Source organism: Streptomyces sp. NPDC059582, from assembly GCF_042735715.1.
Lineage (GTDB): Bacteria > Actinomycetota > Actinomycetes > Streptomycetales > Streptomycetaceae > Streptomyces.
Map to the genome: position 1 here is coordinate 1 of NZ_JBHWCC010000107.1, position 10,419 is coordinate 10,419.

The following is a 10,419-nucleotide window of genomic DNA, read 5'->3' on the forward strand; positions in this document are numbered from 1 at the left end:
GGGGAGAGACCTCTCCCGGCCGCCGCCGTCGCTGTTTCGCCGCTCCTCGGGCGCTCCCCGCGCTCCTGGCAGGACCCGGTCAGCCCGCTGTCGGCACCTGGGTGCGCAGCAGGGTCGGCAGCCGGGTCGTGCGGGGCTTCGCCGGCGCCTCGGCGACGGCCTTCGGCAGCGCCTGCTCCACGCCGTGCACCACGGACAGATGGCGCTCCGCGCGGCCGAACGCCGTGTAGATCCAGGGCCGGCTGAGGGCCTGCGCGGCGTCGCCGGGCAGCACCACGACCGCCGCGGGCCACCGGCTGCCCACCGCCTGGTGCGCGGTCAGCGCCCACCCGTGCCGCACGGACTGCTCCACCCGCTCCCTCGGTACGACGACGGGCTCGCCCGCGCACGACAGGTGCAGCCCGTCGGTGTCGGCCTTCACCACCTGGCCCGGCAGCGCGCGCCCGGGCCCGGGGGAGTGGACGACCCGGTCACCCGGGTCGAAGCCGCCGAACCGTCCGGGGCCTGGGTTGAGCCGCTCCTTGAGCGCCGCGTTGAGCGCACGGGTGCCGGCCGCGCCGCCATGGCCGGGGGTGATCACCACGGTCTGCTCGGCGGGGACCCCGAAGGCCCGCGGCACCGAATCGGCGACCAGCTGCACGGTCCGGTGCACGGCCTCGCCCGCGTCCCGCACCGGCACGATCACGATCTCCTTGCCGGGCGCGTCGACCTGGTTCAGCTCGCCGACGCCGACACCGGAGACCAGTTCGCCGAGCGGACCGGGGTCCGGGGTGCGCGAGGCGACCTGCGGGCAGACCCGCGCGGCGAGCAGATCGGCGAAGACCCGGCCGGGTCCGGCCGACCACAGCACCGCCGGATCACCGCTCAGCACCAGCCGGGCGCCGTCGGGCAGCGACTCCGCCGCCATCGCGGCGCTCTCCACGTCCAGCTGCGGCGCGTCCAGCAGGACCAGCAGATCCAGGTCCAGCGCGCCTTCCGGGTCCCGCCCGGGGCCCTCGGCGCCGGACAGCAGCCCGGCGACGGTGACGACGCCGGCTCCGCCCGCGGTCCCGAGTGCGACGCCGAGCGCGGCACCGAACCGATCGCGGCCGTCGGCCGTGTGGCAGGCCGCGACGGCGCGCAGGCCCAGGGCGTGGGCCGCGCCCAGCAGGGTCGCCGGTTCGGCGCGGGCCGCCTCCCCGCCCGTGTGCAGTACCAGGCCGTGTCCGGCGACCGCGCGGATCAGCTCGGCCGCGCTGCCGGTGGCCGAGGCCGCCGCCGCCTCCCACTCCGCCGCGGCGTCCTTGGCCACGGAGTTGATCACGCGCGCGAGAGCGTCGGCGAGGCTCTCCTCGGCGAGCGCGTACCGCTCCAGGCCGACCAGGATCCGGACCGGGCGGGGCTCCTCCTCTTCGGCGTCCTGCGTGTCGTCCCGGCGCCCGGTCGCAGCCCCGGGTTCGTCCACGGCGTCCTGGAAGACGAGGGCCTCACCCTCCGCCAGCGCGCTCTGTACGGCCGCGTCCGGATCCGGTACGCCCCGCTGGGCCAGCGCGGTCGTGAGCGCCGGCATCTCCAGGGCGGTGTGCCCGGCCAGGGCCGCCTGCTCGAGGAGCCAGCCGGTGACCGCGCGGCCCCGCCGCTCGTCGTCGGGTGCGCAGTCCGCGCCGAGCAGCGCCCGCGCGAACCCGTCGGCCTGCTCGGGCCGCACTCCGGCGATCCGCAGCAGCTGCCAGGGATCGGCGCGCAGCGCCTCGTCCGCGCCCTCGCCGAGGGCCGTGGCGACCTGGGCCGCCAGTGCCTCGGGCGCGCCGCCGTCGGCCAGCACCTGCCGTACGGCCTCGACGGAGTCCGGCGCGGGCCCCGACGCGAGGACTCCGGCCGCCGCGGCCACCGGCTGCGGGCGCCGGACCGGCTCCGGGGCGGCGCGGCGCGGCGTGGGCGCCGGTTCGCTGAACACGGCGACGGGCTTCTCGCCGCTCTCCACCGCCCGCACGGCCGCGAGCAGGTCGGCGGCCGTCCCGCTGAGTTTGGCCCCGCTGTCGATGGGCCCCGCCTTCTCGGCCTTGCGCCGCTCGATCCGCTCCCGCTCCAGCTGCTGCGCCGCGATCTCGGCCTCGGCCTCCGACAACTGGCCGGCGGCTTCCCCGCCGACCCCGCCGGCCTCAGCCGTGGCAGCCGTATCGCCGTCCCCGTGGTTCGCGTCGCCCCCGTCGCCCCCGTCGCCCCCGTCGTCTTCGGGCGCCGCGCCGTCACGGTCGTCGGTTCCGGCGGACGCCGAAGCACCGCCCCCGGCCCCCGTCTCGGACCCGGCCCCGTCCGCACCGTCGGTGCCGTCCCCCCGGTTCTCCGCGGGGACCGCCGACGCAGCGGAGGCGTCCTGGGTCTCCGGGTCTGCGGTGGTCGGTGCCCCGGCGTCCTCCGTGGTCTCCGGCTCCGTGCTCACAGCGTGCTCCAGTCGTGATCGGGATAGCGGTGCACGGGCGCCGACACGTCGTCGAGCGCCCGGCAGATCTCGTCAGGAAGACTAAGGGCCTCCACTGACAACGCCGCCGTGAGCTGCTGGGCGTTGCGCGCGCCGACGATGGGCGCGGCCACGCCGGGCCGGTCGCGGACCCAGGCGAGCGCGACCTGGAGCGGGGTCACCGCGAGCCCGTCCGCCGCGGTCGTCACGGCGTCCACGATGCGGCTCGCGGTGTCGTCGAGGTAGGGCGCGACGAACGGCGCCAGGTGTTCGGAGGCGCCCCGGGAGTCCGGGGGCGTGGAGTGGCGGTACTTGCCGGTGAGGACCCCGCGACCGAGCGGCGAGGACGGCAGCAGGCCTATACCGAGGTCCAGCGCGGCCGGCAGCACCTCACGCTCCACGCCCCGCTGGAGCAGCGAGTACTCCAGCTGCGTGCTCGCCAGCCGGGTCCGGATGCCCGGCGCCGCCAGCTGCCAGGTCCCCGCCTTGGCGAGCTGCCAGCCGCAGAAGTTGGAGACACCGGCGTAGCGCGCCCGGCCGCTGCCGACCGCCAGGTCGAGGGCCTGGAGGGTCTCCTCCAGCGGCGTGTCCGGGTCGAAGGCGTGGATGTGCCACACGTCGACGTAGTCCGTGCCGAGGCGGGCCAGCGAGGCGTCCAGCGCGGAGAGCAGATGGCCGCGGGAGCCGTCGAAGCGCCGGTCGGGGTCGGGCACGCTGCCCGCCTTGGTCGAGATGACCAGGTCGCGGCGTGGCACGAGGCCTTCCATGAGCCGTCCGAGCAGATACTCGGCCTCGCCGTCGCCGTACACGTCCGCGGTGTCGACGAGGCTGCCGCCCGCCTCCCAGAACGTCTTCAAGAGGTCCGCGGCGTCGTGCTCGTCGGTGTCCCTGCCCCAGGTGAGGGTGCCCAGGCCGATACGGGACACGCGCAGGCCGGTGCGGCCGAGATGCCTCTGCTCCATGGTCGCCGAGATTACTGGCCAGGGGTAGTGCGTGGGTTGCCTGTGGACAACCGATTTCGTGTGGACGCACCGCGCTCGCCGCAGCTCGCGCGCCGCCGCTCCGGCTACCCGCCCGCGTGCCGCGCCCCACCCGGCTCCCCGGGCGGAGGCCCCCGCGCTAAGGTCTCCGCACAAAGGGACGTTACTGAGCGGTAAGGGGATCGGGCATGCAGCTCGGGATCAACCTCGGTTACTGGGGCGCCGGGATGGACGCGGACAATCTCGCCGTGGCGAAGGAGGCGGACCGGCTCGGCTACGCCGTGTGCTGGGCCGCCGAGGCCTACGGCTCCGACGCGGCCACCGTGCTCACCTGGGTCGCCGCCCAGACCGAGCGCATCGACGTGGGTTCGGCCATCTTCCAGATCCCGGCCCGTCAGCCCGCGATGACCGCGATGACGGCGGCGACCCTGGACTCGCTGTCCGGCGGCCGCTTCCGCCTCGGCCTCGGCGTGTCCGGGCCGCAGGTCTCGGAGGGCTGGTACGGCGTCAAGTTCGACAAGCCGCTGGCACGCACGCGTGAGTACGTCGAGATCGTGCGCAAGGCGATGACCCGGGAGCGCCTGTCGTACGAAGGCGAGCACTGGACGCTGCCGCTGCCCGGCGGCCCGGGCAAGCCCATCAAGCTCACCGTGCACCCGCAGCGCGAGCACATCCCGCTGTACATCGCCGCCATCGGGCCGAAGAACCTCGAACAGACCGGTGAGATCGCCGACGGCGCCCTGCTGATCTTCCCCTCGGCAGACCACCTCGAGGACACCGCCGTCTCGTACCTGCGTGCCGGGCGTGAGAAGGCGGGCAAGACCCTCGACGGGTTCGACATCTGCCCGACCCTCCCGCTCGCCGTCGGCGACGACAAGGACGTGGCCCGGCTCGCCGACACCTTCCGCCCGTACACCGCGCTCTACGTCGGTGGCATGGGCAGCCGCAAGCAGAACTTCTACAACCAGCTCGCCCAGCGCATGGGGTACGAGGAGGCCGCCGCCGAGATCCAGGACAAGTACCTGGCCGGCGACAAGCAGGGCGCCGCGGCCGCCGTGCCGCAGGACCTGATCGACCGGACCACGCTGCTCGGTTCCGTGGAGCGGATCGCGGACCGGATGAAGGCCTACGCGGCGGCCGGTGTCACCACCCTGACCCTCGCCCCGGCCGGCTTCACGCTCGACGAGCGGCTCGCCTCGCTGCGCGCGGGTACCGAGGCCATGGAGCGCGCCGGTCTCGCCTAGCAGCCCGTGCGACGGGGATTTTCTACGGCCGTGGTGGGGGCTCGGGGGTCTTCCCCGCCACGGCCGTCACGGAGAACAACGCGCCCGGGCCCGCGCGGTTACGCCTCCGTGGTGACCTGGCGGGTCATTCTTTCGGCGCAGTTGTCGGACACAGCTGTTGCAGCACCTCTCGCGCCGCACTTGACTCGGTCTTTGCGGAGTGCTGCGGATCCTGCGGAGTCCGGAGTCCGGCAGAGAGGGTGCCCACGATGCTTTCGGCCAAGAGTCTGTTCCAGGAGATCCTCGACGACGACCGGTCCTTCCGGCTCTTCTGCTCCATCGCGGCCAGCGGGGAGGCACAGGGCGGCTGGGAGAACGGCCGGATCGCCGCGCTCGTGCCGGCGGGCGAGCGCGGGCTGGCTCCCAAGATCGCCCGCCACGGCGCCGACGAGGACAAGCACGGGCGGATCTTCAGGGCCCTGATCAGGAAGCGGGGCCTGGCCCCGGTCCCGGTCCCGCCCGACACCGACTACACGATGCTCCTGGAGCGGCACGGCATCGGCCTCGCCCACGACAAGCTCCGTGGCGAAAGGCCCCTGACCGTCCCCGACATCGTCACCTACCTCGCGCACAGCCGGGTCACCGAACAGCGGGCCTCCGAACAGATGCGCCTGCTGCGCCGGTACTTCGCCGACCACCCCGACATCGGCCACGCGGTGAAGATGATCTCCGACGACGAGGACAACCACCTCGCCTACTGTCACGAGGAACTGCTCCGCCTCGCCCGCGCCGGGCACGGCCGCGCGATCCAGCGGACGCTGCGCGAATGCGCGCTGACCGAGATCCGCGTCTACCGGGACGTCAGCCTCGCCGTCATGGCCCACATGGGACACCTCCTCGGCTGGTCGAGGGCCAGGTCGGCGCTGCTCGCGGCCGGCATCCACGCCGTGTACGCCTGGGAGCGGTTCGCCGGCTGGCGGCGGATGGTGTCCCTGGAGATGCCCCGGCGGCGCGACGCGCTCGGCGGCTCCCCCAGCCCCGCACCCGAGTACGCCTGAGACCGGTGGCCGGGGCCGCGCGGCTACAGCCAGCCCCGCCGCTTGAACTGCCGGTACAACAGCACCTCGAAGACGGCCATCACCCCGATCACCGCCGGGTACGACCACATCCAGTGCAGCTCCGGCATGTGCTCGAAGTTCATGCCGTAGATGCCCGCGATCATCGTGGGAACCGCGGCCATGGCCGCCCACGCGGAGATCTTCCGCATGTCGTCGTTCTGCCGCACGCCCGTCTGCGCCAGATGCGCCGCCAGGACGTCAGAGACCAGCCGGTCCAGGGCCTCCACCGACTCGTTGACGCGCGTGAGGTGGTCGCTGACGTCACGGAAGAAGGGCCGTGCCCGGTCGTTGACGAACGGCACCGACGCCCCGAACTGCCCGGTGCCCGCGAGCCGCGCCAGGGGCAGGGCCAGCGGACCGCTCGCCCGCCTGAACTCCTGGATCTGCCGCTTGAAGGTGTAGATGCGGGACGCGGTGTTGCGCGCGCCGCCGTCCGGCGAGAAGACCTCCGCCTCCAGTTCCTCCAGGTCGGTCTGGAGTTCGGTCGCGACATCCAGGTAGTGGTCGACGACACCGTCGGAGATCGCGTACAGCACGGACGTGGGCCCCTTGCCCAGGATCTGCGGCTCCTGTTCCAGCCGCCGCCGCACGGCCGCCAGCGACGCGCCCTCGCCGTGCCGCACGGTCACCACGAACGCGTCACCGAGGAAGATCATGACCTCGTCGGTGGACACGGCATCGCTCTGCGGCTCGTACACGACCGGTTTCAGCACCAGGAACAGCGAGTCGTCGTACATGTCCAGCTTGGGCCGCTGGTGTGCCTTCAAGGCGTCCTCGACCGCCAGCGGGTGCAGCCCGAACTCCTGGGTGACCAGGTCGAACTCCTTCTCCGACGGTTCGTGCAGCCCGATCCAGACGAACCCGCCGCCCGCACGTGCCTCGGCCAGGGCGTCCGAGAGATCCTCGGGGCCCTCGATACGGTGTCCGCCGCGGTAGACGGCGCAGTCCACGATCACGGAGCGCATTCTCCTTCCTGCGAACCCGCTGCGCACCCCTCGGTGCGCCTACGCTGGTTCGCATGCCCACGTTGATCCTCGTCCGGCACGGACGTTCCACCGCCAACACCGAGGGACTGCTCGCCGGCTGGACGCCCGGCGTCGCTCTCGACGAGCGCGGGAGCGCGCAGGCCGCCGCACTGCCCGGGCGGCTGGCCGACCTCCCGATCGCCGAGGTCGTCACCAGCCCCTTGCAGCGCTGCCAGGAGACCCTCCAGCCGCTGCTCGACGCCCGCCCGGGACTGCGCGCGCACACCGACGAGCGGATCGGGGAGTGCCACTACGGAGACTGGTCCGGGCGCAAGCTCGCCGAACTGATGGACGAGCCCCTGATGCAGGTCGTCCAGGCGCACCCGTCCGCCGCCGCCTTCCCCGGCGGCGAGTCCATGCGCGCCATGCAGAGCCGCGCCGCCGAGGCGGTGCGCGAGTGGAACGCGCGCGTGGAGCGCGACCACGGAGCCGACGCCGTGTACCTCATGTGCTCGCACGGTGACATCATCAAGTCGCTCGTGGCGGACGCACTCGGACTTCATCTCGACCTCTTCCAGAGGATTTCCGTAGAACCGTGTTCCATCACCGTCATCCGCTACACCAGGCTGCGGCCCTTTCTCGTGCGCCTCGGGGACACCGGTGACTTCGCCTCCCTGGTGCCGCGCGAGGAACCGCCGGGCGACGAAGCCACGGTCGGGGGCGGCGCGGGCGCACCGTGATCGTCGGCCGCAGTAGGGTGAAGCGGTTCACGCGGTCACGCTCCCGCATGGACGTTCACGCACTCACGATTCCAATGGAGACAGGACGTGTCCCGTCAGGTGTACCTCTACGACCCGCCGGAGCGTTTCGTGGCCGGCACGGTCGGTCTGCCCGGGCGCCGTACGTTCTTCCTCCAGGCCACCGCCGGCTCCCGGGTGACCAGCGTGGCCCTGGAGAAGACCCAGGTCGCCGCGCTCGCCGAGCGTATGGAAGAACTGCTCGACGAGGTCGTACGCCGTAGCGGCGGCAACGCCGCCGTGCCCGCCATGGCGCCCACCGAGATCTCCGACACCGCCCCTCTCGACACACCGGTCGAGGAGGAGTTCCGGGTCGGCACGATGGCGCTGGCCTGGGACGGTGAGGAACAGCGCATGATCGTCGAGGCGCAGGCCCTCGTGGAGCTCGAAGCCGAGTCCGACGAGGACCTCGCCGAGGCGGAGGAGCGACTGCTCCAGGACGAGGAGAACGGGCCCCCGATGCTGCGGGTCCGGCTGACCGGCGCCCAGGCCCGGGCCTTCGCCAAGCGCGCCCTCGACGTCGTCAACGCCGGCCGGCCGCCGTGCCCCCTGTGCAGCCTGCCGCTCGACCCGGAAGGACACGTATGTCCGCGCCAGAACGGATACCGCCGCGGAGCGTGACGACCGACGGGACGCCCGCCGAGCTGCTCGCGCGGGGTGAACTGACCGTGCGCGGACGCATCCGCGACGCCTCCAACGCGGCGCTGTACTGCACGGTGACGTACGAGGGTCACGAGGCGGCCTGCATCTACAAGCCGATCGCCGGTGAGCGGCCCCTGTGGGACTTCCCCGACGGCACGCTCGCCGAACGCGAGGTGGCGGCGTACGAGGTCTCCGAGGCGACCGGCTGGGGGCTCGTACCGCCCACCGTGCTGCGCGACGGGCCCTACGGCGAGGGGATGGTCCAGCTGTGGATCGAGGCGCTCCCGGACGCCGAACTGCTCGCCCTGGTGGACGGCGAGGAGCCCCAGCCCGGCTGGAAGGCGATCGGCTTCGCCGAGGTCGGTGAGGGCAGGACCGCGCTGCTGGTGCACGCCGACGACGTGCGGCTGCGCCGGCTCGCCGTCCTGGACGCGGTGATCAACAACGCCGACCGCAAGGGCGGCCATCTGCTGCCCGCCGCCGAGGACCGTCTGTACGGCATCGACCACGGGGTCACCTTCAACGTCGAGAACAAGCTGCGGACGCTGCTGTGGGGGTGGGCGGGGGAGCCCCTGGCCGAGGAGGCCGTGACGGCGCTCAAGGGGCTCAGTGGCGCCTTGGAGCAGGACGGGGCGCTGGCGGTCCGGCTCGGTGGGCTGATCACCGCCGCGGAGCTCGACGCCACCCGCGAGCGGGTCGACGCGCTGCTGAAGTCCGGAACCCATCCGGAGCCGAGCGGCGAGTGGCCGGCGATTCCGTGGCCGCCGGTCTGACCGCGCCCCGGCACACCGGGCGCCCGGTCCGACCGCGCCCCTGCACACCGGGCCGGTGACGCGCAAGAACGCCTTCCCGGCCATCCGGCCCGCTCCGGTTCGTATCCGGAACTTCAGTCCGGTTACGCTCATGACATGCATGCCTGGCCCGCTTCCGAGGTCCCCGCCCTGCCTGGTCAGGGCCGCGACCTGAGGATCCACGACACCGCGACCGGTGGTCTGGTCACCCTCGACCCTGGTCCCGTCGCCCGTATCTACGTCTGCGGGATCACCCCGTACGACGCGACCCACATGGGTCACGCGGCGACCTACAACGCGTTCGACCTGGTGCAGCGCGTGTGGCTCGACACCAAGCGGCAGGTTCACTACGTCCAGAACGTCACCGACGTCGACGATCCGCTGCTGGAGCGCGCACAGCGCGACGGCGTCGACTGGGTCGCCCTCGCCGAGCAGGAGACGGCGCTCTTCCGCGAGGACATGACCGCGCTTCGGATGCTGCCGCCGAGGCAGTACATCGGCGCGGTCGAGGCGATACCCGGCATCGTGCCGCTCGTCGAGCGACTGCGCGACCTGGGCGCCGCCTACGAACTCGACGGCGACGTCTACTTCTCTGTCGAGTCCGACGCCCACTTCGGCAAGGTCTCCGGCCTCGACGCCGCGGCCATGCGGCTGCTGTCCGCCGAGCGCGGCGGCGACCCCGACCGGGTCGGCAAGAAGAACCCGCTCGACCCCATGCTCTGGATGGCCGCCCGCGACGGCGAGCCCAGCTGGGACGGCGCTTCGCTCGGACGCGGACGGCCCGGCTGGCACATCGAGTGCGTGGCCATCGCCCTGGACCACCTCGGCATGGGCTTCGACGTCCAGGGTGGCGGTTCCGACCTGGCCTTCCCGCACCACGAGATGGGCGCCTCGCACGCCCAGGTGCTGACCGGCGAGTTCCCCATGGCCAGGGCGTACGTCCACGCCGGCATGGTCGGTCTGGACGGCGAGAAGATGTCCAAGTCCCGGGGCAACCTCGTCTTCGTCTCGCAGCTGCGGCGCGACGGCGTCGACCCGGCCGCCGTCCGCCTCGCCCTCCTCGCCCACCACTACCGCTCCGACTGGGAGTGGAGCGAGCAGGTGCTGCGGGACGCCGAGGCACGGCTCGGGCGCTGGCGCGCGGCCGTGTCCCGCCCCGACGGGCCGCCTGCCGAGGCGCTCGTCGAGGAGCTCCGCGAGGCCCTCGCGAACGACCTGGACGCCCCGGCCGCGCTCGCGGCGGTGGACCGCTGGGCCGCCGCACAGCGGGAGCGGGGCGGTACGGACATCGGCGCCCCGGGTGTCGTGTCGCGGGCCGTGGACGCGCTGCTCGGCGTGGCCCTGTAGGCGACGCGGCGACCGTCGACGTACGCGCTGACGCACGAGCCGACGTAAGCGCTGACACACGAGCCGACGTACGAGCCGACGTAGGAAAGGGGCGCCTCCTCCGCACGGAGGAGGCG

At 73.1% G+C, this 10,419-nt stretch carries 9 protein-coding genes; 6 read left to right on the top strand and 3 right to left on the bottom strand.

Annotation, left to right across the window (positions count from 1 at the left end):
* Nucleotides 1-79: 79 nt before the first annotated feature.
* Both ACFV0T_RS41835 and ACFV0T_RS41840 read right to left on the bottom strand, forming a co-directional pair.
* On the bottom strand, nucleotides 80-2,422 hold the full coding sequence (locus ACFV0T_RS41835; RefSeq protein WP_385790751.1) for a helix-hairpin-helix domain-containing protein: 2,343 nt from the start codon (nucleotides 2,420-2,422) through the stop codon (nucleotides 80-82).
* A complete protein-coding gene (locus tag ACFV0T_RS41840; protein ID WP_385790753.1) occupies nucleotides 2,419-3,402 on the bottom strand; it encodes an aldo/keto reductase in 984 nt (327 codons plus the stop codon). Before ACFV0T_RS41840 ends, ACFV0T_RS41835 begins: the two co-directional genes overlap by 4 nt.
* Before the next feature lie 206 nt (nucleotides 3,403-3,608).
* On the opposite strand from ACFV0T_RS41840, the gene ACFV0T_RS41845 reads away from it, so the two are divergent.
* Together ACFV0T_RS41845 and ACFV0T_RS41850 are read left to right on the top strand one after the other, a co-directional pair.
* The gene (locus tag ACFV0T_RS41845) at nucleotides 3,609-4,664 is read left to right on the top strand and encodes an LLM class F420-dependent oxidoreductase (RefSeq protein ID WP_385790755.1); all 1,056 of its coding nucleotides are present in this window, start codon (nucleotides 3,609-3,611) and stop codon (nucleotides 4,662-4,664) included.
* A 248-nt stretch (nucleotides 4,665-4,912) separates the two neighbouring features.
* Nucleotides 4,913-5,701 (top strand): ferritin-like domain-containing protein, encoded by a 789-nt coding sequence (locus ACFV0T_RS41850; RefSeq protein WP_385790757.1) that lies wholly within the window; start codon nucleotides 4,913-4,915, stop codon nucleotides 5,699-5,701.
* Nucleotides 5,702-5,724: 23 nt separating this feature from the next.
* Here the strand turns inward: ACFV0T_RS41850 and corA are convergent, their stop codons facing one another.
* Nucleotides 5,725-6,717: a magnesium/cobalt transporter CorA gene (corA, locus tag ACFV0T_RS41855; protein ID WP_385790767.1), complete on the bottom strand. Its 993-nt coding sequence runs from the start codon at nucleotides 6,715-6,717 to the stop codon at nucleotides 5,725-5,727.
* Between the two features lie 62 nt (nucleotides 6,718-6,779).
* On the opposite strand from corA, the gene ACFV0T_RS41860 reads away from it, so the two are divergent.
* The 4 genes from ACFV0T_RS41860 (at nucleotide 6,780) to mshC (ending at nucleotide 10,303) form a co-directional block, all read left to right on the top strand.
* Nucleotides 6,780-7,466, top strand: a complete 687-nt coding sequence (locus ACFV0T_RS41860) for a histidine phosphatase family protein (protein ID WP_385790759.1) — start codon at nucleotides 6,780-6,782, stop codon at nucleotides 7,464-7,466.
* Nucleotides 7,467-7,553: 87 nt separating this feature from the next.
* Nucleotides 7,554-8,144, top strand: coding sequence for a DUF3090 domain-containing protein (locus tag ACFV0T_RS41865; protein ID WP_385790761.1), 591 nt, complete (start codon nucleotides 7,554-7,556; stop codon nucleotides 8,142-8,144).
* A complete protein-coding gene (locus ACFV0T_RS41870; RefSeq protein WP_385790763.1) occupies nucleotides 8,108-8,938 on the top strand; it encodes an SCO1664 family protein in 831 nt (276 codons plus the stop codon). Before ACFV0T_RS41865 ends, ACFV0T_RS41870 begins: the two co-directional genes overlap by 37 nt.
* Nucleotides 8,939-9,073: 135 nt before the next feature.
* Nucleotides 9,074-10,303: a cysteine--1-D-myo-inosityl 2-amino-2-deoxy-alpha-D-glucopyranoside ligase gene (gene mshC / locus ACFV0T_RS41875; protein WP_385790765.1), complete on the top strand. Its 1,230-nt coding sequence runs from the start codon at nucleotides 9,074-9,076 to the stop codon at nucleotides 10,301-10,303.
* Nucleotides 10,304-10,419: the final 116 nt, after the last annotated feature.